The organism is Candidatus Binataceae bacterium (genome assembly GCA_035308025.1).
In the GTDB taxonomy this organism is placed as follows: domain Bacteria; phylum Desulfobacterota; class Binatia; order Binatales; family Binataceae; genus JAJPHI01.
On record DATGHL010000026.1, the window covers coordinates 107,133 to 129,731 of the forward strand.

17 protein-coding genes are annotated in these 22,599 nt (G+C 63.4%); 12 read left to right on the forward strand and 5 right to left on the reverse strand.

All coding sequences use genetic code 11. The features are described from left to right. Positions 1 to 18 precede the first annotated feature (18 nt). Entirely contained in the window at positions 19 to 2,550 is a 2,532-nt protein-coding gene (locus VKS22_07475; protein HLW70447.1) for an ATP-binding protein, read from the reverse strand. Positions 2,551 to 2,600: 50 nt separating this feature from the next. Between VKS22_07475 and VKS22_07480 the strand changes: the two genes are divergently transcribed. The 8 genes from VKS22_07480 to VKS22_07515 all read left to right on the forward strand — a co-directional run bounded on the left by VKS22_07480 (position 2,601) and on the right by VKS22_07515 (position 12,593). Next, a complete protein-coding gene (locus tag VKS22_07480; GenBank protein ID HLW70448.1) occupies positions 2,601 to 2,987 on the forward strand; it encodes a hypothetical protein in 387 nt (128 codons plus the stop codon). Between the two features lie 162 nt (positions 2,988 to 3,149). Beyond that, positions 3,150 to 4,610: a hopanoid biosynthesis associated radical SAM protein HpnJ gene (hpnJ, locus tag VKS22_07485; protein HLW70449.1), complete on the forward strand. Its 1,461-nt coding sequence runs from the start codon at positions 3,150 to 3,152 to the stop codon at positions 4,608 to 4,610. Between the two features lie 62 nt (positions 4,611 to 4,672). Beyond that, on the forward strand, positions 4,673 to 5,875 hold the full coding sequence (gene hpnI, locus VKS22_07490; GenBank protein HLW70450.1) for a bacteriohopanetetrol glucosamine biosynthesis glycosyltransferase HpnI: 1,203 nt from the start codon (positions 4,673 to 4,675) through the stop codon (positions 5,873 to 5,875). Next, positions 5,876 to 6,727 carry a hypothetical protein gene (locus VKS22_07495; protein HLW70451.1) on the forward strand — a complete coding sequence of 284 codons (852 nt, stop codon included), beginning with the start codon at positions 5,876 to 5,878 and terminating at the stop codon, positions 6,725 to 6,727. It abuts the gene before it with no gap. Between the two features lie 290 nt (positions 6,728 to 7,017). Then, on the forward strand, positions 7,018 to 8,700 hold the full coding sequence (locus VKS22_07500) for an amidohydrolase family protein (protein ID HLW70452.1): 1,683 nt from the start codon (positions 7,018 to 7,020) through the stop codon (positions 8,698 to 8,700). Between the two features lie 163 nt (positions 8,701 to 8,863). Beyond that, positions 8,864 to 10,081, forward strand: coding sequence for a CoA transferase (locus VKS22_07505; protein ID HLW70453.1), 1,218 nt, complete (start codon positions 8,864 to 8,866; stop codon positions 10,079 to 10,081). A 17-nt stretch (positions 10,082 to 10,098) separates the two neighbouring features. Further along, complete coding sequence (locus tag VKS22_07510; GenBank protein HLW70454.1) at positions 10,099 to 11,313, forward strand: CoA transferase; 1,215 nt, start codon at positions 10,099 to 10,101, stop codon at positions 11,311 to 11,313. Positions 11,314 to 11,396: 83 nt separating this feature from the next. After that, on the forward strand, positions 11,397 to 12,593 hold the full coding sequence (locus VKS22_07515) for a CoA transferase (GenBank protein ID HLW70455.1): 1,197 nt from the start codon (positions 11,397 to 11,399) through the stop codon (positions 12,591 to 12,593). A gap of 42 nt (positions 12,594 to 12,635) precedes the next feature. Here the strand turns inward: VKS22_07515 and VKS22_07520 are convergent, their stop codons facing one another. Then, complete coding sequence (locus tag VKS22_07520; GenBank protein HLW70456.1) at positions 12,636 to 13,892, reverse strand: CoA transferase; 1,257 nt, start codon at positions 13,890 to 13,892, stop codon at positions 12,636 to 12,638. A gap of 96 nt (positions 13,893 to 13,988) precedes the next feature. On the opposite strand from VKS22_07520, the gene VKS22_07525 reads away from it, so the two are divergent. After that, positions 13,989 to 14,561 (forward strand): NADPH-dependent FMN reductase, encoded by a 573-nt coding sequence (locus VKS22_07525; protein ID HLW70457.1) that lies wholly within the window; start codon positions 13,989 to 13,991, stop codon positions 14,559 to 14,561. A 27-nt stretch (positions 14,562 to 14,588) separates the two neighbouring features. On the opposite strand, the gene VKS22_07530 is transcribed toward VKS22_07525, so the two are convergent. Further along, a complete protein-coding gene (locus VKS22_07530) occupies positions 14,589 to 15,254 on the reverse strand; it encodes a glutathione S-transferase family protein (protein HLW70458.1) in 666 nt (221 codons plus the stop codon). Between the two features lie 448 nt (positions 15,255 to 15,702). Between VKS22_07530 and VKS22_07535 the strand changes: the two genes are divergently transcribed. The 3 genes from VKS22_07535 (at position 15,703) to VKS22_07545 (ending at position 19,000) form a co-directional block, all read left to right on the forward strand. Further along, the gene (locus VKS22_07535; GenBank protein HLW70459.1) at positions 15,703 to 16,515 is read left to right on the forward strand and encodes an SDR family oxidoreductase; all 813 of its coding nucleotides are present in this window, start codon (positions 15,703 to 15,705) and stop codon (positions 16,513 to 16,515) included. Positions 16,516 to 16,744: 229 nt separating this feature from the next. Further along, on the forward strand, positions 16,745 to 18,517 hold the full coding sequence (locus VKS22_07540) for an NAD(P)/FAD-dependent oxidoreductase (GenBank protein HLW70460.1): 1,773 nt from the start codon (positions 16,745 to 16,747) through the stop codon (positions 18,515 to 18,517). A gap of 27 nt (positions 18,518 to 18,544) precedes the next feature. Continuing rightward, on the forward strand, positions 18,545 to 19,000 hold the full coding sequence (locus VKS22_07545; GenBank protein ID HLW70461.1) for a VOC family protein: 456 nt from the start codon (positions 18,545 to 18,547) through the stop codon (positions 18,998 to 19,000). Between the two features lie 38 nt (positions 19,001 to 19,038). Here the strand turns inward: VKS22_07545 and VKS22_07550 are convergent, their stop codons facing one another. Continuing rightward, the gene (locus VKS22_07550) at positions 19,039 to 19,362 is read right to left on the reverse strand and encodes a hypothetical protein (GenBank protein HLW70462.1); all 324 of its coding nucleotides are present in this window, start codon (positions 19,360 to 19,362) and stop codon (positions 19,039 to 19,041) included. A gap of 30 nt (positions 19,363 to 19,392) precedes the next feature. Continuing rightward, a complete protein-coding gene (locus VKS22_07555; GenBank protein ID HLW70463.1) occupies positions 19,393 to 22,575 on the reverse strand; it encodes an AAA family ATPase in 3,183 nt (1,060 codons plus the stop codon). Positions 22,576 to 22,599: the final 24 nt, after the last annotated feature.

The following is a 22,599-nucleotide window of genomic DNA, read 5'->3' on the forward strand; positions in this document are numbered from 1 at the left end:
AGCGCCGCATCGGATCGCTCAACGCTGCGGTTCGGGCGGGACCGGCGCGCCCGGCGGCGCGGGCGGCGCGGACGCCGCTTCGTGAATTACGCGCGTCTCCGACGGATGCTGCTCGCACAGCCGGTCGCCCATCTCGCGCAGCCGTTTGGCGGCCAGATAAAAGATCGTTCCGGGTTCATCGATCGTGCCCGCACGCACGCCGGTGAGTAACTCGATTCCATGCTCGATCGTGTCGGCGGTGTAGATGTGAAACCTGCCCGCCTCGACCGCGGCGATCGTCTCGTCATCGAGCATCAGATTGCGCACATTTGCGCGCGGCGCCATCACGCCCTGGCGGCCGGTAAGCCCGACCGCTTTGCAGACGCGAAAGAAGCCTTCGATCTTCTGGTTGACCCCGCCGATCGCCTGCACGGCGCCGAACTGATCCACCGATCCGGTCACCGCAAGATCCTGGCGAAGCGGGACGCCACTAAGCGCGGAGAGCAGCGCGTAGAGTTCCGTCGAGCTGGCGCTGTCGCCGTCGATACCGGAATACGACTGCTCGAAGCAGATGCTGGCGGAGAGCGTCAGCGGCCGTTCCTGCCCGAAGCGATTTCGCAGAAAACCGCTGAGGATCATAATGCCTTTGTCGTGAGTGGAGCCGGAAAGACGGGCTTCGCGCTCGATATTGATGAGGCCCGCCTGACCGACGGCAACGGTGGCGGTGACGCGCGACGGCCGCCCGAAGCTGTAGCCGCCGACATCGAGCACCGCCAGCCCGTTGATTTGACCGACGGCCGCGCCCTCCAGTTCGACGATGATCGTGCCTTCGGCGATGAGCCGCCGAATTTCCTCTTCGATAAAGTTGAGGCGGAGGGCATGCTCCCGCAGCGCGCGTTCGACGTGCGCGCGGATGACGAGCGCGGCCTGCGCGGCGCGGGCGAAGTAGGCCGCCTGACGCGCCAGGTCCTCGATCGGCTCGAGGCTGCTGGCGACGCGGCCGCGATTACCCGTCAGGCGCATCCCATACTCGACGATCGCGCTCAGCGCCTGACCGTCGAAGGGCGGCAAGTTTTCTCGCCGCGCCAGCATCCCGATACGCGCGGCGTAGTGCAGCGCCGCCGCTTCAGTGGCGTCGATCACCGGCCGGACCTCGGCCTTGATCTTGAACAGTTGCGCGAATTCGGGATCGTAAAAATAGAGCAGGTTGTAGAGCTGAGCCCCGCCCAGGACCGCGAGCTTGTTGCGCACTTCGATCGGCTGCGGCTTGATTCCGCTGAGCGAGAAAAACGGCATCGGCTCGAAGGTCTCGACTGTCAGGCGACCGCTCCGGAGCGCGCGCTTGAGGGTCTTCCAGACGCCGGGCTCGACGACGGCGTCTTCGAGGTCCAGCAGCAGAAAACCGCCGTGAGCCTTCAAAAACGAGCCGGCGATGATGCGTGTGAAGTCGGTGGCGGAACGGCCCATCGGATCGATAACGCGGTCGATCGTGCCGAACAGGTTGCGGTAGCTCGGCGCGTCTTCGCTGATCACTGGCGCTCCGCTGCGGCCAGAATTATCGACCAGCACGTTAATCTGGTAGTCGCCAAAGCGCTCGGCGCCGGGGCGTTGCGGCGGACGCCCGGGGAGCTCGCCGTCGTCCGACCCGTCGGGCTCGCTTTCGCGGAAGCGCTCGAGGCGGCTCAGCATGTGCTCGGTCACCTGATCGAGATAGCTCGCCACCGCCGGGTTCTTGAAGAAGTCCTTCAGCGCGGTGATCGCCGGACTAATCAGGCGGCTCGCGAAAGCGCGCTCGATCGCGCGAATATCCGCAATCAGCTCGCGCGTGATCTCCTGCTGGCGCATCATCAGCGTCGCGAGTTCGCCCTGGAGCTCGCCCTGCGCTTTGCCCAGTGCGTCGCGCTCTGCCTCGGATAGCGCTTGCATTTCGCGCTGCAACTCCTCGGGCGACTCCGGCTGCTTGCCGCGAATCAACGGGATAAACATCATCTGTCCGCCCGGGCCGGCGCGCAGGCCGAGGCCGCGCTCGCGCGCGCGATTCTCGAACGCGCCGAACAGCTCCTGTGCGCGCTTGCTGTACTTCTCACGCAAGGCGGTGCGCTCCTGGTCGAAATCCTCACGGCGAAAAGCCTTGGGGAGCTGATCGAGGATGTAGCTGATCAACTCCTGCATGCGGCTGCGCAGTGCGACGCCCTGCCCCGCCGCCAGATAGATCGCGACCGGCTCTTCGGGATTGCGGAAATTGTTGACGTAGACCCAATCGCCCGGCGTCGGCATCGCCGCCGCCCGCTCCTCGAGCAGCCGCACGACGGATTGGCGTTCCTCGCGCGAGCGCATGCCGCTGACAAAGACGTTGTAGCCCGGCGCGTCGATTCCCAGCGCCAGCCGAATCGCCTCGAGCGCGCGCTCCTGGCCGAGCAATTCATTGCCGTCGCTCACGCGGAAGGCCTGCTCGAGTTCGTCGGGCTTCGCGGGAGATGCGTGGCGCAGCTCGGCGACGGCTAGTTCCGGGTGCGGCGGGGCCGGCCGCAGCGCGGTCCGCAAGCCCTCGCTCTCACTATTCTCAGCCATCTGGGATTTCCTTTGATGAAGCGAACTGAGGAAGGAAACGACTATGCCAGTTGAATTTTGCGGCCGGGCCTCTTCGGCAGGACGATCGTCAGCCCCCGATCCTCGAAGCGCGCGGTTACCGCCTCCGGCTCAATCAGATGCTTGAATTCGACGACGCGCTCGGTGGGGCCGGTCGCCATGACACTCCGCACCACGAGCCGGCGCTCGCTCGCCTCGATATCGATTTGATCGCGATCGGCCGCAAGCTGCGCCATGCGAACTTCGTAGCGGTCTCGGTGCTCGATAACCTCGGTTCTCGGCGGATGGCGGAGTCCGGGGGGTGTCTGAATGCGGTCATCGACGCGGGCACCCGCACCTCGCCAGCGAGTGATCAGAAGGTCGTCGAAGAGATTGTCGAGGTCGCGCTCGAAGGCGTCGAGTACGTCGAACATATCTGACCGCGAACGCTGTGCCACGAGATCATCCTAGCCGCTATGCTCGCGCCGCGTCGAGAGCAGCCCAAATTCGGCGGCTCTTCGCCCAACAGCAGTGCTTATTGCACCGCCCCAAGGTGCTGTATAATGTTGCCTAACCTTTCGGACAGGCGCGGAGAACCCTGCATGGATTACATGAAAACGCTTTTCCTCAACCCGCCATCCTACGACGACTTCGACGGCGGCGCGGGCTCGCGTTACCAGGCGACACGCGAGGTCTGGTCCTTCTGGTATCCGACCTGGCTGGCCTATCCGGCGGGATTGATTCCGGGCGCACGGTTGCTTGATGCGCCGCCGCACAATTTCACCCCCGAAATGACCGTGGCCGAGGCCAAGAACTACGATCTTGTAGTCCTGCACACCTCGACCCCCTCGCTGACTATGGACATCCGCACGGCGGAATCGATCAAAGCCGCGAACCGCAACTGCACGATTGCTTTCGTCGGCGGCCATCCGACGGCGCGGGCCGAAGAGACCCTCAAGCTCTCGCAGGCGATCGATATCGCCGCGCGCAAGGAGTTCGATCACTCGATGGTCGAGGTTGCTCAGGGGATGGATTGGGGCAAGGTTAACGGGATCAGCTATCGGCGCAACGGGATGCTCCATCACAATCCGGATCGCTCGATCCTGAGTAACGAAGAGCTCGATGCGCTGCCGTTCGTCACCGAGGTCTATGCGCAGAACCTCGATTACCTGCGCTACAACAGCCCCTACTGCAATTATCCCTACGTCTCGATGTACACCGGCCGCGGCTGTCCGGCGCGCTGCACTTTTTGCCTGTGGCCACAGGTCACCCAGGGTCACAAGTACCGCGTGCGCAGCCCCGAGAATGTTTACGAAGAAGTCGCCGCGATGAAGGCGAAGTTCCCCAAAATGAAGGAGTTGTTCTTCGACGACGACACCTTCACCGCCGACGCGATGCGCGCGCGCAAAATCGCGCAGTTGCTCAAACCGCTCGGGATTACCTGGTCAACCAACTCGCGCGCTAACGTCGATTACGAGACCCTTAAGATCATGAAGGATGGTGGGTTGCGCCTGTTCGTCGTCGGCTATGAGAGCGGCAATGCCGAAATTCTCAAGAACATCAAAAAGGGCGTGCGCATCGACCGCGCCCGCCGCTTCACCAAAGACTGCCATGACGTCGGCATCCTGATTCACGGAACTTTCATCCTCGGGCTGCCGGGCGAAAGCCGCGCGACGATCGCCGAATCGATGCAGTTTGCGCGCGAGATGGATTGCGAGACCATCCAGGTTTCGCTGGCCTCGCCCTACCCGGGGACGGAGCTGTTCGAGTACGTGAGCGCCAATGGCTATCTGGCGATTGACCCGCTGCTCGACGCCTCGGGCTATCAGAAGTGCTCGGTGCAGTATCCAGGTCTCAGCGCTGACGAGATCTATCAGTCGGTCGAGCGCTTCTACCGCAGCTTTTACTTCCGCCCGAAATATATTTTCAAGTCGGTGCGCAAGATGCTGAGCTCGTCCGAGGAGTGCAAGCGCCTGCTGAAAGAAGGGGCGCAATTTCTCTCGACGATGCGCCAGCGGCGCGCGCAAGTGCGCAATTCGCCGCAAAGTGCGCAGGCTGCCTAGCGACGGCTCGCGAGGGGCGGCGCAAAGTGTGAGTAGCACGGCGCCGCCCGGTCCGATCTCAAATGTCTGTTCTCGCCATAGTTGCTCTGATCGGCGTTGGTACCTCGCTGACGTACTATGCCGTTGCGGCGATTGCGGCGATGCGCTTTGCGCACCGCGCGCACGAAGCTCGGCCGTCGCTTCCGAAAATTGCGCCGCGCGTCGCCGTGCTGAAGCCGCTGCGCGGCCGTCCCGAAGGTCTAACGGCCAACCTGACCAGTTATCTCGAAGCTGACTATCCCCGCATCGAATACTACTTCGCGGTCTCCAGCTACGAGGATTCCGCCACTGAGGTTCCGGTTTCGCTGCGCGCTCAATACAAGTTCAAGCCCATTACACTGATCGTCGGCGAAGCGCCCGCCTGCACCAATCGCAAGGTCGGCAAACTCATCCGCATGGCCGAACGGGCTGAGCGCGCCGAAATTTTCGTCCTGAGCGACGCCGATATCGCAATCTCACGCGATCACCTGCAACACATCGTCGGCGAACTCATGGCCGACGAAAAGCTCGGCATCGTGACCTGTATCTATCGCGCCAGGCCGCTCGGCTCTCTGGCCTCGCGGCTCGAAGCCCTCTGCGTCAACACCGACTTCGCTCCGCAAGTGATGATCTCGGCGGCGATCGAGCCGATTCACTACGCGCTCGGCGCGACGATCGCGATCAAACGGGAAGCGCTCGCCGCGACCGGCGGCTTCACCCGGCTCAAGGACGTCCTCGCCGACGACTATTATCTCGGCAACCTCGTGGCCAAGGCCGGCTATACCGTGAAACTCTCGAGCTCGATCGTGACCACGGTCTGCGCGGAAAAAACTTTCGCCGATTTCTGGCATCATCAGATGCGCTGGGCGCGCACCTACAAAACCACGCGGCCGGCCAGCCTCGCAACGATTCTGGTGCACGGGCCCTTTTGGGCGATCCTGTTTCTGCTCGCGATGAAGTTCAGCTTGCTTGCAACCGGGGTTTTCGCAGTGGTTATTCTCGCCCGCGTCGCGATGGCGCGCCTGATAATCCGGCGGGTGCTCGCGATGCCCGAGCTGGGCCGCGACGCCTGGCTCGCGCCGCTCAAGGATCTCGTCATGACCGCTATTTGGTTCGCCTGCCTGACGGGCAACGAAGTCCGCTGGGGGGAGCGACGGCTCAAGATCCTCGCTGGCGGCGTGATGCGCGAAGTGCCGGCTGACGCAGGGTCAGTAACCGGCTCGAAGGCAATGGCTGACGCCGAGTGAATGGCTGATCGGACTGCGCTGTTTCTGCTCATCGGGACGGCCGCCAGCGTCTTGCTTGGAGTTGGTCTCGTGATTATGAAAAGCCGCAGCGCCGCGCTGCCGGCCGCGGAGGGCCGGCGCAGCCTGCGCATCGCTATTCGCTGGCTGCGCGACCCGCTGTGGGCCGCCGGGATTGCGATCCAAACCGCCGGTTTCGCGCTCTACATGATCGCTCTGAGTGGCGCGCCGGTCTCGATGCTCGCTGTGATGATGCAAGGTAATGTCGCCGTGTTTGTCCTTTTCGCCGCGCTTTTCCTGCACGAGCGCGCGGGCGCGGGCGAGTGGTTCGCGATCAGCGCAGTGGTGGCGGCGATCCTTTTGCTCGCCCTGTCGTTGCATGGCGGCGCGGCCGAACGCCCCGGCGATCGGCGCATGCTCGGGATCCTCCTGTTTGCTGGAATTCTGCTCGCCGCGGCGCCGCACTTGAGCGCGCGGCTGCGTACGAGCGGCATCGCGCCGGCGCTTGCATCAGGCGTCGCTTTTGGCCTCGGCAGCCTCTACGCCAAGGCGCTCACGGACGCCTACGCGGCGGCGCCGCACGCGCCGGTCGCCGCGATCTTCGCCAGCCCATGGCTCTATCTGACGATTGCGACGAATCTGGGCGGACTCGTGCTGCTGCAGAATGCTTTCCACTCGGCGCGCGGGATTATCGCGATGCCGTTGTCGTCGGCCTGCTCCAATCTGGTGCCGATCATCGGCGGCATCCTCGCTTTCGGCGAACGCCTCCCGACCGACATTCCCTCCGCAGTGCTGCGCATCTCCGCTTTCGCCCTGACGATTGTGGCCGGCGGCTTCCTCGCGACCTCGGAATAAGGCACTAGCGCAGCGCGGTTGCCGTGCGGAGCGAGCAGGAGAGTCTGCAAGGTGCGTTCGAGGAAAATCCCGACTCGGAATCCTTTCGCTTGGCGGCCTTGCCAAAGCGCCCCTTACTGGATTAGTTTCTCTTGTTGGTTGCTTAAGGAAAGATTTCACTTTTTCACCGTTTCCCGCTTTGGCCAGAGGATGCGGAACTGCATCAAGGCGCCGTCCGCAATCCGCCGGGAGTTCTAGTGACGACTCTCAAGGCCATTCCCCGGCGCTGATTTAAGCGAAGGAGGTTCTCGATGTCCTACGATCTTCTCATCAAAAACGGCACGGTGGTCGACGGTACCGGTGCTAAACCGCGCCGCGCTGACGTCGCGATCGCGGACGGCAAAGTCGCCGAGATCGGTCAAGTCACCGACAGCGCCAAAAAAGTGATCGACGCGTCGGACCTGATCGTCGCGCCCGGGTTCATTGATCCGCACACCCATTACGATGCGCAGATCTGCTGGGATCCCTACATCACGTCGTCGTCGTGGCATGGCGTCACCAGCGTGGTGATGGGTAATTGCGGCGTCGGTATCGCGCCCTGCAAACCTGACGCGCACGCGATTGCGGCCTGGGATCTGGTCAACGTCGAAGCCATACCTTTCGACGTTTTGAGCAAAGGCGTGACCTGGGACTGGGAAACCTTTCCGCAATATCTCGACGCCGCCGAACGGCGCGGCAGCGGAATCAACCTCGGCTTCCTGGCCGCGCTGACCCCTTTCCGTCATTACGTGATGGGCGAGGAATCGATGGAGCGCGCCGCCAACGTCGACGAGACCGCGAAGATCAAAGCTCTGCTGAAAGAAGCGGTCGCCGCCGGTGCGATGGGTTTCACCACCACGGCGGTCCCGCAGCATATCGGTTACAAGGGCCGTCCGATCGCCTGCCGCAACGCCAGTCGCGACGAATTCAAGGCCTACGCCAACGCCCTCAAGGAGTTGGGCAAGGGCTCGATGGAGCTCGCGTTGACCAAATCGGTCAGCGAACTCACCGACGAGGAATACGAATTCCTCGACCTCCTGCTGACCGAAAGCGGCCGCCCGGTCACCTGGCTGGCCGTGCTCAACCGCGACGACATGCCTGATGCCTGCATGCAGACCCTCAAGAAGGCCGAACCGCTCATCCGCCGCGGCGGCATCCCGCAAGTCACCTGCCGCCCGCTACTGATTCAGATCAACCTCCGCGCGCCGTTCATCTTCGCAAACCTCGACTGCTGGAATCCGGTCTTCAATCAGCCGCCGGAGGCCCAGAAGGCGGTCTATCGCGATCCGCAGTTCCGCGCCGCCTTCCGCGAAACGCTCAAGCGGCCGGCCGTCTTCAACGGCAAGTGGGAACGGCTCGAAATCAAGGAAGTGAAAAACCCGGCCTTCGCGCCGCTAGTGGGCCGCAGCGTCGCTGATGTCGCCCGTGAACGCGGCTGCGACGGCGTCGACGCCTTCCTCGACCTCGCGCTCGAAGACGACCTCGGCGTCGAGTACACGATGGAGCTCTTCAACGCCAACGAAGAGCGCATCCCCGAACTGATCACCGATCCGCGCGTGATGGTTGGACTCAGCGACGGCGGCGCGCACGTCGATATGCTCTGCGACGCCGGCTATTGCACCTACCTGCTCGGCCGCTGGGTGCGCGAAAAGCAGGTGATGACCCTGGAACACGCGATCAAGCGGATCACCTCGGAGCCCGCAGATTTCTTCGGGATCAAAAACCGTGGCCGTCTGATGCCCGGCATGGCCGCCGATGTCGTCGTTTTCGATTACAACACGGTTGGCTCGAACAAGCGCGGCGAGATGCGCGATGATCTTCCCGGCAGCGGCCGCCGTCTCGTGATGCCCGCCCGGGGTATCGAGAACGTGATCGTAAACGGCCAGGAGCTCTACCACGAAGGTAAGCTGAGCGGCGCGATGCCCGGACAGGTCCTGCGCTCCGGCACCTGCTAGACTTCTAGCCTGAGTGGGCGGGGCGGCGTCATCACGCCGCCCCGCCCGCTTCCCGTGCAGTTCTGGAAAAAATCCCGGCCCGTCTTCTTCAAGCGATCAGAGTTGTGTTACCGACGGGCAACGCGATAAGAAATCTGCATATCCAGCTCACAAGGAAGCCAACGTGGACAAGCAAACGCGATCGCCTTTCAGCGCGATCAAAGTCGTCGAGTGCGGCGAGGGTATCTCGGCCGCCTTCGCCGCCAAGATGCTCGCCGATATCGGCGCCGAAGTCGTCAAGGTCGAGTCGCCGGGCGGAGATTTGACGCGCCGTCGTGGTCCCTTTCCGGACGACAAGCCTGATTCTGAGAAAAGCGGCCTCTACATCTATCTCAATGCGAACAAACGCGGCGTCGTCGCCGACCTCACCCGGCCCGAAGGACGCGAACTGCTCGGCAAGCTGCTCGCGAGCGCCGACGTCCTGATCCATAACGTCGCGCCCGCCGACCGCGCCGCGCAGGGACTCGACGGCGCGGCCCTCTCAGCCAAGTATCCGAAACTGATCATCGCCGGCATCTCGATGTTCGGCGACTCCGGCCCTTATGCGAATTACAAAGGCTACGAGCTGACGGCAGCCAACGCCTCCGGTTGGGCGAATCTCAGTCCGGGCGCGTCGCCCTATGCCGACTTACCGCCGCTCAAGGCGTTCGGCAGCCAGTGCGATTTCCAGGCGGGCGCGCACGCCGCATTCACCGTTATGGCCGCGCACTTCAGCCGGCTCACTTCGGGCAAAGGGCAGGTGATCGAGGTCTCGGAGCAGGAGACCGTCACTGCGATGCTCGAGAACAACCTGGTCCATTACACATACGCCGGCCGCGAAACCTCGCGCCTGGGCGCGCGCATAATCGGACCCTGGTTTATCGCCGACGCCGCCGACGGCCAAATCTTTGTGCTCGCGGTCGAAGAAGACCAGTGGAAGCGGCTGGTCGAGCTGATGGGCAATCCCGAATGGGCCGCCGACGATCTCTTCAAGGACCGCCTGAGCCGCGGCGCGAACATGGACGCCCTCAAAGCCCTGATGTCAGACTGGATCGCCGGATGGAAAGTGCAGGACCTCTATCAGGCCGCCCAGAACGCCCGCGTCCCCTTCGCGCCGATCAACACCATGCGCGACCTCTTCGACAATCCGCATTTGAAGGAACGTGATTTCTTCGTGCAACTCGATCAACCCGGCGTCGGCAAATTGACCCTGCCCGGGATGCCGTCGCGCTACGGCGCGACGCCGTGGGCGCTCCGGCGTCCGGCGCCGCGACTCGGTCAGCATAGCGAGGAAGTTTACTGTGCCGAACTGGGCATGACCAAAGATCAGCTAAGGGCTTTGCGCCAGGCGGGCGTGGCCTGATTCCGGAGGAAATTGCGATGGCAAATGCGCCACTTGATGGAATCCGCGTACTCGACTTCACCTGGGCCTGGGCTGGTCCTTTCTGCACGATGCAGCTCGCGCATCTCGGCGCCGAAGTAATTCGCGCGGAATGCACCCTGCGCCCCTGCGTGACGCGCTACCTTCCGCCCTTCGCCGACGACGTCCCCGGGCACAATCGCGCCGGCTACTTCAATCAGTATAGCCAGGGCAAGAAGAGCATCCTGCTCAACCTGGCTAAGCCCGAGACCGTCGAACTTGTCTGCGAGATGGTCAAGCAATGCGACATCGTCGTGGATAATTTCGCCGCGGGCGTGATGCAGAAGCTCGGGCTCGGCTACGACAAGCTGCGGAAATTCCGTCCTGATCTTATCCAGATCTCGATGTCCGGCTACGGCCAGACCGGACCCTTCAAGGGCTTCGTCGGCTATGGTCCGCCCGCTTCCGCTGCGGCCGGGCTATTCTTCGGCACCGGCTATCGCGGTCTCGAACCGGCCGAAATCGGCATCTCCTATCCCGACCCCAACGCCGGCGTCTTCGGCGCCTTCGCGCTGCTCGCCGCCTTAAATCAGCGCGCGATGACCGGCGAGGGCCAGTATATCGATCAGTCGCAACTCGAGGCCGTACTGGTCTTGATGCCCGAGGGACTGATGCAGTACGAGATGACCAAGCGCGAGCCGGTGCGCGCGGGTAATCGCGACATCGTGATGGCGCCGCACGAATGCTATCGCGCGGCGGGCGACGACCAGTGGGTTTCGATCGCGGTCGGCAGCGAGGAGGAGTGGCGCGCGCTGTGTGGTGTGATGGGCAATCCCGCCCTCGCGGATGACGCTCGCTTCAAGACTGCACCGCTGCGCAAGCAAAACGAGGACGCGCTCGATGAGCTGGTTACCGCGTGGACAATCAAGCAGGATCGCTGGGAGGTCGCGCGCAAACTGCAGGCCGTCGGTGTCGCGGCCTTTCCCTCGCTCAGCAACAAGGACGTTGCCGAAGACCCGCATCTGAGCGAGCGCGGCTACCTCGTGCAGCTCGATCATCCGGAAATTGGCAAGCGCAAACATGCCGGGATTCCGTGGAAGATGTCGGGCACACCCTGTGCGGTCCGTTCATCCGCGCCCATTCGCGGCGCCGATACCGAGCAGGTCTTGAAGTCTTTGCTCGGCTATACCAGCGACCGCGTCGAGCAACTGCGCAAAACCGGCGTCCTCGTCTGAGGGTATCGCATCTCTACACCCCGCTCCCTGAACCGGGAGAGGGCAGGCGCGCCTCACGCCACGCGCGTGGGTTAGGTTAATCGATGAAACCACTGCCCCTCGACGATCTGCGAGTCCTCGATCTGACGCATTACTACAATGGCCCCTACGCCACGATGCTGCTCGGCTACCTCGGCGCCGACGTCATCAAAATAGAAGCTCCGCCGTATGGCGACGGGATTCGCGCGCTCTATCGCTCTCCGGGCAAGCCTTTCGGCATCCCGTTCGCACTGGTGAATTCCAACAAACGCGCGATCACCCTCAACCTCAAGAGCGAAGAGGGCCGCGCACTCTTCAAGCGGCTCGTCACCAGGGCCGATATAGTCGTCGAGAATTTCGCTGCCGGCACGATGGACAAGCTGGGCGTCGGCTGGGAGACGCTACGCGCGCTCAACCCGAAACTGATCTACGCCTCGGGCACCGGCTACGGCCTGACCGGGCCCAATCGCAATCTGCCGGCCTTCGATCCGGTCGTGCAGGCCAACACCGGCGTGATGGCGGTGACCGGCGAGATCGACGGCCCGCCCTTGAAAGCCGGTCCCGCCGTCGTCGATATTCTCGGCGCAACCCATCTGTTCGCCGGAATCCTCGCGGCGGTGCGTCAGCGCGATCGCACCGGCACCGGGCTGATGGTGGAGCTCTCGCTGCAGGAATCGACTATCCCGAGCCTCTCATCGCATATCGGCGCACGCGGGATGGGTATCCAACAACTTCGCGACGGCAATCGGTCACCGGGTGGCTACGTCGTGCCTTACAATACCTACCCGGCCGCCGACGGCTGGGTGATGATCCTGGCATCGGATAACCCGCGCTGGCGAAAGCTGTGCACGCTGATGGGTCATCCCGAACTGGGTGATGACGCGCGCTTCGCCACCCTCGCGGCGCGACGCCAGCGGCAGGACGAAGTTGATCAGATCGTCGCGGCGTGGACGCAGCAGCAAACTCGTCAGGAAATCATGGATATGCTCGCCGCCAACGACGTCCTCGGCGGAATCGTCAACGACCTCGACGAGGTGATGGCGGACCCGCATCTGCACGAGCGCGGCTCGTTGCGCAAAATCGACCATCCGGAACTCGGCACGATGACGATCTTCACCTCGCCGCTCCGCCTCGACGGCGAGCCCAACGTTCCGCGCTCGCCGGCGCCTACGCTAGGCAAGGACAATGATCAGTTCTACGCGACTGAGCTTGGTCTCAACGCTGGCGAAATCGCGTCACTGCGCGATCGCAAAGTGATCTGACCCAGTTCCGTCGGAGTGCTAAAGCGCTTGAGCGGCCGCCTGCTAGGCGATTTGGCCGTCGGCGCGCAGCTCGGCGACGTGCGGCTCCTGTACGAGAATCCCGGCCTTCGTCAGCGCCGCGATCTTGTCGGCTGAGTATCCGAGATAGCCACCCAGAACCTTTTCGTTGTGCTCGCCCAGAAGCGGCGTCCGCGCACGGATCATCGCCGGCGTTTCCGACATGCGAAATGGCGACTTCGGCAGCGCGATCGGCCCGATCCCCGGATGATCAATCTTCTGCATCGCGCCGCGCTCCGTAATCACCGGATGGTTGGCGATCTGGGCGATATCCAGGACCGGCGCACTCAGAATGCGCGCCTTTTCCAGTATCGCCAGCGGTTCTTCGCGCGTCGCGAAGGATTGCAGCCACTGCTCGATCAGCGTTGCCAGCTCCATCCGGTTGGCCGCCCGATCATCGCGATCGGCGAAGCGTGGATCAGTCATCCATTCGCGACGCCCGAGCGCGTCGCAGAAGCGCTCCCAATGATGGTCCACGACCGTGATCACGACATAGCCGTCACGCGCCTTGAAAATTCCGCAGGGCGCGAGCAGGTAGTGATGCGAACCGAAGCGGTTCGGATTCAACTTGCCTTCGCTCATCACGTAGTACTGCAGCGCCGTGTCGTGCAGATGAAACATGCATTCGAGCAGCGAAAGATCGATATACTGGTCGACGCCGGTTCTTTCGCGATGGTAGAGTGCGGCGCAGACTGCGGCGAGTCCGTGCACGCCCGCGTTCTCGTCCGCGATGAAGAGCCCCACATAGACTGGCGGGCCGTCCGCATTTCCGGTCAAATGCATCAGGCCGCTCATCGCCAGCGCGACGGTGTCATTGCCCATCCGATCGCGCATCGGCCCATCCTGGCCGAAGCCCGAAATCGAGCACATGATCAGGCGCGGATTCTCCTTGCGCAAATCCTCGTAGCCGAGGCCGTGCTTGGGCAGGACGCCGGGGCTGTAATTCTCGGTCACCACGTCGCATTGGCGCGCGAGTGTGCGCACGATCTCGACGCCTTCCGCGGTCTTGATGTCAACGCAGATACTCTGCTTGCCGCGATTGTGCTGGATGAACCCGCCGCTGTAGCCCTCGCGCATGTAGGGCATGAAGCGCGTCAGATCGCCGAGCGGCGCAGCTTCGACCTTGATCACTTCCGCGCCCAGGTCGGCCATCATCCGCGTCAGGATCGGAATCGCGATGTAATGACCGAGGTCCAGCACGCGGATTCCGGCCAGCGGTCCAGGTTTGATCGGGCTCTCCATCAGCGTCGCCTCCGAGGGCGACCATAGCGCATACCTGCGCTACCGCAACAACGATCGGCTTGCTCGACTCCGCGTTGACGATTACGACATTGGAGCATGGTAACACTGGTTGGAATCCTGGGTAGTGTGACGCCGCCGGGGCGCTCGTTGCGCGCGCTCGAATATACGCTCGAGGCGGCGCGCGCGGCCGATCCGGCGCTCGCCTGCGTCGGCCTCAATCTCGCCGATTACAAACTTGCGTTCGCTGACGGCCGGCCGCCCGAAGCCTTCCGCGACGATACCGCAACCGTCGTCGCGCGCATCACGCTCGCCGAGGCGTTGCTGCTCTTCAGTCCGGTCTATCGCGGCTCGTTCTCGGGCTCACTCAAGAATCTGCTCGACCATCTGCCGGTGGAGGCGCTGCGCGGCAAGCCCTGCGGGATCGTCGCGATCGGCGCCACGCCGCATCATTATCTCGGCGTGGACTGGCATCTGCGCGACGTTCTGACCTGGTTCGGAGCGCTGATTGCCCCGACCAGCGTCTATCTCTCATCGAGCGATTTTGTGGAGGGCGCGCCGAACGAAGCCGCGCGGCGCGAGCTGCGGGAATTGGTGAACACGCTCCTGACCTTGCGCGTGGCGCGCGCCGCCGGAGTATTGGGTCCCGCGCCGCTCGCCGCCCGCCGCTAGAAAAGCTCTGCCGCCGTATCCCGACGGCTATTCCGCGTCGAGCACCGCCGTGATCCGATCCATCCGATCGTAGAAGGCGTGTAGATTAACCAGCGGCCCCAGATCGAGCTTTCCGCCGATCGCGAAACTGGCTAGCTGTCCGTACAGCGCAAAGTCCGCATAGCCGATCCGGCCGAGGATAAACGCGCGCCCGCTCAAATCCTCGTCGAGCGGCGCGAGCATCGACGCCGCGCGCTCGCGATTTTGCGCATGATCGCGGACCATTTGGTCGCAGAAACCCGCGCCGTATTTGCGCTCGCGGATTAATCGCCACAGCGCCTCGTAGCCACTACCGCGCTGCCTCCAATAAGCAAGCATCGCCGGAATCGCGGCGCGAAATAGTGCATCTTCGAGTTCGCTGTCGAAGTAGCGCGCGAGCGCACGATGGATTCCGCGCCACTGTGCCGGGAAAATCGTCGGCTCCGGATATTCCGTCTCGAGCCGTTCAGCGATCCGATCGGAATCCGCGATCGTCTCGCCACTCTCAAGCGTCAGCGCCGGCACCATCAGTTGCCCGGAAGCTTCGAGCAACTCCGCGCGATTGAGATAGTCCACCTCGACGAGATCGTACGGGGCACCCTTGTAATCGAGAATTTTGCGCACCTTTGCGCAGAAGGGGCTGTCCGCGAACTGATAGAGGCGTAATCTTCCCATCGGGTTCGGCTCAACGCTCAAGCATCCGGCTCATCGTGGTGGCGTTCATCACACCGAAGTTACTGTAACAGTTGTTGAAAATCACGAAGGCTCGCCGCACTCCCCGTATCCGCTTCAGGCGGCCCGCCCATTCGGCGAGTTCGCGTTCAGCATAGAGGTGATCAAAACCCCGCAGGTGCGAAGAAGGGACATACGAAGCGCAGATCTTGCGGGCCTTGCGTCAGGCGGAGGGCCAGAGCGGCCGACATCTGCCGCGAACACGGAATCAGCGAAGCCACGGACGCGACCTGCTTGCGATAGTTATCGGCGCATCCCGATTCGACGAGGCGCCGACAGCCGCAATTCTGACACTCGCAGCCGGTCGGCGCTATTACACAAACCGCGTCGTGCAATCGCGCCGTTTTTGCGGTATCTGTTGCTCAATCTCGACGGCAGAAAGAGGCGCGGGATGGGACGACTTGACGGAAAAATCGCGCTGGTCATGGGCGGCGGCGCTAACGGTCCACCCAATCCGGGCGAACCGCTCTCGATCGGCAATGGGCGCGCAACTGCGATTATGTGTGCGCGCGCGGGCGCGGCGGTAATGGTCGCCGATCTTGACGCCGCGCTCGCGCATCAAACCGCCGCGGCGATTCGCGCCGAAGAAGGCCGCGCGGATTCTTTCGCCGCAGACGTTGCCAGGGAGGAGGATTGCCGGCGCGCGGTGGAAGAAGCGGTGCGGCGCTTCGGCGCACTGCATCTGTTGGTCAACAATGTTGGAATCGCGATCGGCCGCTCGCTGCTTAACACCACGATCGACGAATTCAACACGATGTACGAGGTCAACCTGCGCAGCCAATTCCTGATGATGCGATGCGCGGTGCCCGAAATGATCAAGGCGGGCGGCGGCGCGATCGTCAATGTATCGTCGGTGGCGGCGATTATGGCGGGCAGCGGAATCGCCTACGAAGCGACCAAGGCCGCAATCCTCGGACTCTCGCGCTCCGTCGCGGTGCGTTACGCGCGCGATGGCGTGCGCTGCAACACGATCCTGCCTGGATTGATCAACTCTTCGATGGTCCGGCGGGAGATCGGCGACCGTGAGGCGCGTGTCGCCCCGCGAATCCCGATGGGGCGCCAAGGGACGCCCTGGGAAATTGCCAAGGCGGTGGTTTTTCTGCTTTCAGACGACGCCTCGTACATCACCGGCACGACGCTCATCGTCGACGGCGGCATCAGCGCCGGCGAAGGTATGAGGCGGTCGCGGGACGGTCAACGCTAGTGATCGAGCCGCGCCGCAATGCTAAAGTTCATTCGGCGGCCGCTACAGAAGCTGACGCCTCGCGAGACGGCTTCGTAATCCTGCTCACAGAATTCATTCCGATCGTCGACGCCTTGTGTATAATGCCTTTTGCGAAGTGATGCGCTGCCGGTAGCGACCTGCACCGGACATGACTGACGCTGGAACCAAAAAACAGCGAATCTAAGTTGCACGCATCCAGGGAGCAAGCATGGAAAAGCCGGACAATCTGTCCAAGCCCGCCGCTCCGATTGGGTTCGCCGCGAGACCTACGCGCTCGCAGGAGTTCTACGATCGGATCAAACAAAAATTCGCCGAAGAACGCGATTTGCGCCTCGGCTATCGACCCGAGGGTACCGCACAGTACCTCACTGAGTTTGAGGGCGATCTCGCGAGGTACGAGATCGACACCTACGCCAGCGAGCCGACGCCGCGCGCGCCGATTAACGATACGGTCGAGTGCCTGTTCATCGGCGGCGGCTTCTCTGCCCTGCTCACCTCCGCCCGCTTGCGCGAGCGCGGCGTCGAAAGCATTCGCATCGTCGAGCGCGGCGCCGATGTCGGCGGCACGTGGTATTGGAATCGCTACCCCGGGGTCGCCTGCGACGTCCCCTCTTATGACTATTTGCCCCTGCTCGACGAGCTCGACTACGTGCCGAAGGATCACTATGCCCGCGGCCCGGAGATCTTTGCCCATTGCCAGGCGATCGCGCGCAAGTACAATCTCTACGAGCTCGCGGTCTTCCAAACTACCGTCACCTCAACTGTGTGGGATGAGGCCGACGGGATGTGGCATCTCACCACCGATCGCGGCGATCATATGAAGGCGCGTTTCGTAATCTGCGCGAACGGCACCCTGTCCAAACCCAAGCTCGCCAAAATCCGCGGTATGGAGTCGTTCAAGGGCCATTCCTTCCACACCTCGCGATGGGACTACGCTTATACGAAGCCGGACCTGTCGGGGCTCGAGGAGAAGGTTGTCGGCATCATCGGCACGGGCGCGACGGCGGTTCAGGCTGTCCCCGATCTCGGCGCCGCGGCCAAAGAATTGTACGTATTTCAGCGCACGCCCTCCTCTATCGATATCCGCGACGATTGGCCGACCGATCCCAATTGGGCGCGGAGGCTGGCGCCGGGATGGCAGACCGAGCGGCGCTTGCGCGCGCGGATGCAGCCGCAGATGCAGTTGAACGAAGCCCAAAAGGCCAAGCTTGCCGCGATGTCGCGCGAGGAGAAGATCCGCCAGCAGGAGAACGCGAACATCGAAGCCATGATGCGGATTCATCAGCGCATCGATCAGATCGTCAAGAACAAGCAGACCGCTGAGGCGCTCAAACCCTGGTATATGTTGATGTGCAAGCGCCCCTGCTTTCACAACGACTACCTGCCGACGTTCAATCGCCCTAATGTCCATCTGATCGATACGCACGGCGCGGGTATCACTGAAATCCGCGAGCAGGGACCTGTTTTCAACGGCAAGCAGTATGAGCTCGACGTCCTCATCTACGCCACCGGCTTCGAGGTGCAGAAGACCGGTATCTACAACCAGATCAAGGGCGCGCAGGGCCTCGACCTTAACGACAAATACCGCGACGGCATTCGCACACTGCTGGGAATCCATTCGCAAGGCTATCCCAACCTTTTCATCATGGGCGGTTATCAGGCCTCCTTCCAGTTCAATCTGACGGATATGCTGCAGGCGCAGGGCGATCACATCGCCGCGTGCATCGACTACGCGCGCCGCAATGACTATCGCACCCTCGACGCTGCTCCGGACGCGGAGGAGTGGTGGGTGCAGGAGGTCATCCGGCATCGCGGCAAGACCGGGCGTAATCAGGAATGCACCCCCGGTTACTACAACTTCGAGGGTGAGTCGCAGCGACGGCAGGACGGCAACTACAACGGCGGCTTCTATCAATACTGCAACAACCTGACCGAAGTGCAGGCGCGGATGCGCGAGCACTTCGTCTTCACGCGGCAGTAACGACTGTACTCGGCAGGAGAGTACCCGATGATTAAGTCAGTTTTTCACGTCAACGTAAACGTGACCGATTTCGATCGCTCGCTGGCCTTCTACAAGATGCTCGGCTTCAAGGTCGTGCTCGATATCGGCGAAGGGCCGAATAAGGGCAACGACATCGGTCTGAATATTCCAAACAGTGTCGCCCGCGCCGCGCTCCTCTCTTTGAGTGACGACCCGCGGGCGACGCGGATCGATTTGATCGAATGGAAGGAACCGCGCACCGCGGGCGCCGCCTACCCTCATCTGTACCACGCCGGGATCGCGCGGATCGCGCTCTTTACGAAAAATCTCGACGAGGAATACCAGCGTCTGAAGGCCGCCGGCGTCGCGATGGTATCTGAGCCGGTGGTTATCCGCTTCGGCAATAAGGCCGGCGCGAAATTCTTCTGCTTCAAGGATCCGGACGGCACGTTTTTGGAATTGATCGAACCTTTCAACGGCTAGCCGGCGCCGTGGGCGCGAATCTGCTGAAACGCGCTCGCTCAGCCGGCCCTTTTCCTCGGGCTCTTGCGAGGCTTTGCGCGCGGCGTCGGACTCGGGTCAGCAGTCGATGCGCCCATCCAGATTTTGAAGGCCTGCTCGGCCAGGCTGGCGCCTTCCTGCAAGGCCGCGGCCCAGCCGGCCACCGCGCCTGCAACAAACCCGTTCGAGGTCAGATCGGGGCTCAGGACATTCTCATGCGCGAGCCGGCGCGCAAAATTCTCGAAACCGATCGCCGCCGCATGCGCCACTCCGCGCGCCAGGTGAACGTTGGCGTGAGTAATCCGCAAGATCGCTTCGGTCTGTGGAGTTCTCTTTTCAGCCATGGCGACTCTCCATCCTCCCCGATGAACCGGCTAATGCCGCAGCGCCGGCTTCGTGGTTTCACTGCCTGACGAGCCCGACTGCATCGCAGTCCCATCGTGGCCGTCGGTGGTCCACAAGCTAACACGCGCCCGATCTTGCGCACCACTTCGATTGACGAGGTTCGCCAGCGCGATATCGGCGCGAATCTCGAACAAGACTGCGCCGTTGCGGCGCGCCGACTCGATCACCCGCAGCCAGCCGGCTTCAATAATGTCCGGCGCCGCCCCACTCTGGGTGAGGATTTCCGCCCGCGCCGAGCGGACGATCGTCTCCTCGAGCAGCATCTCACCGACCGCGGCCTCAGCCTCGTCAATCATTTCGAGCGCTTCGACGGCCGCACCGGCCATTGCTGAGCCCGACGCCAGCAGCGAGAGAAACCAGGCGTGCGGCAAACGCTGGCCGTTGGCTAGCCAGCCCGCGATCGCGGTGCGGATTTGCGCAACGCCGGCGAGCGCGTCGCCGGTCGTCGCGATAGCCCAGCCCGCATAGACGTCGAGGCCGCAGGCGAGTTGCTCGAGGCCGTGCGCGCGCGCCGCCGCGGCCCCCGCGCGCGCGACGTGCAGGGCTTCGCGCGGCTCACCGAACAGCCAATGCAGAGCCGCGCAGTTCAACTTGCAAAACGCCAGGGTCGGCTGGCTTTCGAGCTGCTCAGCCGCCCGCAGCGCGCGCACCGACATCTCGCGCGCTTCGTCACGCCGCTCCGCTAAGCCGAGCGCGACGGCTAGATAAGCCATCGCGAGCGGCCCGGCGTCGAACAGGGCGACGCGCCCCTGGTCCTCGACGTAGCACTCAACCGCGGCGTGCAGATGATTAATGCTCTGGGCGATCCGGCCGCGATGGAACAGCGTCATGCCGACCGCCAGATGCGAACGACATAAGGCCGACGCGCTCTTTTCGCTTTGCGCGATTTGCAGACGCTGTTCGGCCAAGGCTTGCGCTGCGATCGCTTCGCCGCGGGTCACGTGCCCCTGCCACAACCCCAACAGTGCGGCCGAGCGCTCCGGATGCAGCCGACGGCCCAGTTCGCGCGCGCGCTGATGAGCGCTTTTGCTCTCGCTGGAAGCCAGGCCCTTGATTGCCGAGAGGATCGAGGCCAGCGTCATGAGCAGCGACATTTCGCGCTGATCGCGCGCCGCCGCCGGCGCCATACCGCTCAGCATCTCGACCGCTTTCGCGTAGTGACTCGCCGCCTCTATCAGCGCGCCGCGTTTCGCTGCGGCGGCGCCGGCGCTCTCCCACGCGCGGCTCGCGGCGTCAGCCTCGCCCGCGGCGCTCCAATGATAGGCCAGCCGCTCGGGTTCGTGCTCGGCAAGCGGCGTCTGCTCGGCCAACTCGCGCGCGACCGCGCCGTGCAAGCGGCGGCGGCGGCTGCGCAGCAAGGAATCATACGCGGCGTCGCGCACCAGGGCGTGCTTGAAGCTATAGCGCGCCTCCGGCGGATTACCCCGCGAGTGAATCACGTCCGAGTCGAGCAGGCGTTGCAGATTCGCGACCAGGGCGACTTCACTATCTCCGCTGATCGCACGCAGTGTCGAATACGAGAACTCCCGCCCAATCACCGCGGCAATCTGGGCGAGCTCTTTCGCCGCTCCGAGGCGATCCAGCCGCGCCATCAGCGAATCCGCCAGGGTTGCGGGAATCTCGTGAGCCGCCCCCGGGGCGGCTTTCTGATCGGCGATTACTCCGGCCAGCTCCTCGACGAACAGCGGGACTCCGCCACTGCGGTCCGCGACCAGTTCCATCGCCGCCGCGGAAAATCCCGCGCTCGGCTGCGCGGCTCTGATCAACGCGAGCGTTTCCTCCTGGGTTAACCTTCCAATCCCAAAGACTGCGCTATGCTCGCTGCGCGCCGCGGGCAGCTCAAACTCGGGCCGCGCGGCGTAGATCAGCATCAGAGGAAGCCCGCGGCCGCGATCGATCAGATCCTCGGCAAGTTCCATCGTCGAAGGATCGGCCCATTGCGCGTCTTCGATCACGATCACCAGGGGCTGCAAACGCGCCAGCCCGAGCAGCCATTCGCCCACGACGAGGATAAAGCGCCGGCGCTTTTGCTCGGGCGATGACAAGAGCGGCAGATAGCCGGACGGTACCGGCAGGCCCATCATCTCGGCGATCGCCGGCACGGCCAGCTCCGGCTTGACGCCGGCCGCGGCTACAGCCCGGGCGATCTTTTCCAGCGCCGCTTGGGGCGAACGCGCACGCCGCAGGAAGGAGTTCTCGAGCGCTTTTACCACTGGCGCGAAGGGCGTGTTCAGCGAAAACGGCGAGCCGAATATTTCAAAGCGTGAGTGCGGCTGGTCATGCATCTCTGCCCCGAACTGACGCAGCAGCCGCGACTTGCCGATCCCGGGCTCCCCTTTGATCAGCACACGCCACCCGGCGCCCAGCTTCACCCGCGCCCAAACCTCGCGCAGCCCGGCCAGTTCGGCGTTGCGGCCGATGAACGGCCCGCTCGCGCGGAGCGCGCGCAAGGGACGGCGCACCGCGGCCGCCTGCTGCACGCAATAAAGCTCGACCGGCTGAGTCACACCCTTGAGCAAATGGCTGCCGAACGCTTCGATGACAAAGCGGCCGCTCACCAGCCGGCGGGTTGCGTCCGTGATGACGACTCCGCGGCGCGACGCCAGACTCTGCGCGCGCGCTGCGACATTCGGCGTTTCGCCCAAGGCGGCAATCTGATGCCCCGCCCCTACCCCAACTTGGCCAAGCAATACCGGACCGGTGTGGATACCCACCCGCGCCGCAATTTTGCGATCGTCGGACAGGCCGCGGCTCAGATTGTTCAGGGCGTCGAGGATTTCGAGCCCGGCGCGCACCGCCCGCTCCGCATCATCACCATAGGCCAGGGGCCAGCCGAAGTAGGCCACAACTCCATCGCCCAGGTACTGCGCAACATGTCCATTGAAGGCGGCCACGGCGGCGGCCACGGTCTGCTGGTATAACTGCAACACCTCGCGATACTCCTCGACATCGAGGCGGCCCGACATTTCGGTCGATCCGACCATGTCGCAGAAGAGCACGGTGATCTGGCGGCGCTCGCCTTCCATCTCTGCGCCTGTGCGCCGCCCGCCATCCTCGTCGGGATCAAGCCGCGTTCCGCAACTGCTGCAGAACCTGGCGTTCGGCAGTACGACTGCGTGGCATTGCGCGCAATGAGCGATGCTGCTGGTCAATGCGGGCTCCCCCTTTCCGATCTC

What these genes read in the sequence shown, in the direction of transcription:
- VKS22_07475 (HLW70447.1), bottom strand. Translation starts at nt 2,550, where the DNA reads ATGGCTGAGAATAGTGAGAGCGAGGGCTTGCGGACCGCGCTGCGGCCG.
- hpnJ (HLW70449.1), top strand. Translation starts at nt 3,150, where the DNA reads ATGGATTACATGAAAACGCTTTTCCTCAACCCGCCATCCTACGACGAC.
- hpnI (HLW70450.1), top strand. Translation starts at nt 4,673, where the DNA reads ATGTCTGTTCTCGCCATAGTTGCTCTGATCGGCGTTGGTACCTCGCTG.
- VKS22_07495 (HLW70451.1), top strand. Translation starts at nt 5,876, where the DNA reads ATGGCTGATCGGACTGCGCTGTTTCTGCTCATCGGGACGGCCGCCAGC.
- VKS22_07500 (HLW70452.1), top strand. Translation starts at nt 7,018, where the DNA reads ATGTCCTACGATCTTCTCATCAAAAACGGCACGGTGGTCGACGGTACC.
- VKS22_07510 (HLW70454.1), top strand. Translation starts at nt 10,099, where the DNA reads ATGGCAAATGCGCCACTTGATGGAATCCGCGTACTCGACTTCACCTGG.
- VKS22_07515 (HLW70455.1), top strand. Translation starts at nt 11,397, where the DNA reads ATGAAACCACTGCCCCTCGACGATCTGCGAGTCCTCGATCTGACGCAT.
- VKS22_07520 (HLW70456.1), bottom strand. Translation starts at nt 13,892, where the DNA reads ATGGAGAGCCCGATCAAACCTGGACCGCTGGCCGGAATCCGCGTGCTG.
- VKS22_07525 (HLW70457.1), top strand. Translation starts at nt 13,989, where the DNA reads ATGGTAACACTGGTTGGAATCCTGGGTAGTGTGACGCCGCCGGGGCGC.
- VKS22_07530 (HLW70458.1), bottom strand. Translation starts at nt 15,254, where the DNA reads ATGGGAAGATTACGCCTCTATCAGTTCGCGGACAGCCCCTTCTGCGCA.
- VKS22_07535 (HLW70459.1), top strand. Translation starts at nt 15,703, where the DNA reads ATGGGACGACTTGACGGAAAAATCGCGCTGGTCATGGGCGGCGGCGCT.
- VKS22_07540 (HLW70460.1), top strand. Translation starts at nt 16,745, where the DNA reads ATGGAAAAGCCGGACAATCTGTCCAAGCCCGCCGCTCCGATTGGGTTC.
- VKS22_07545 (HLW70461.1), top strand. Translation starts at nt 18,545, where the DNA reads ATGATTAAGTCAGTTTTTCACGTCAACGTAAACGTGACCGATTTCGAT.
- VKS22_07550 (HLW70462.1), bottom strand. Translation starts at nt 19,362, where the DNA reads ATGGCTGAAAAGAGAACTCCACAGACCGAAGCGATCTTGCGGATTACT.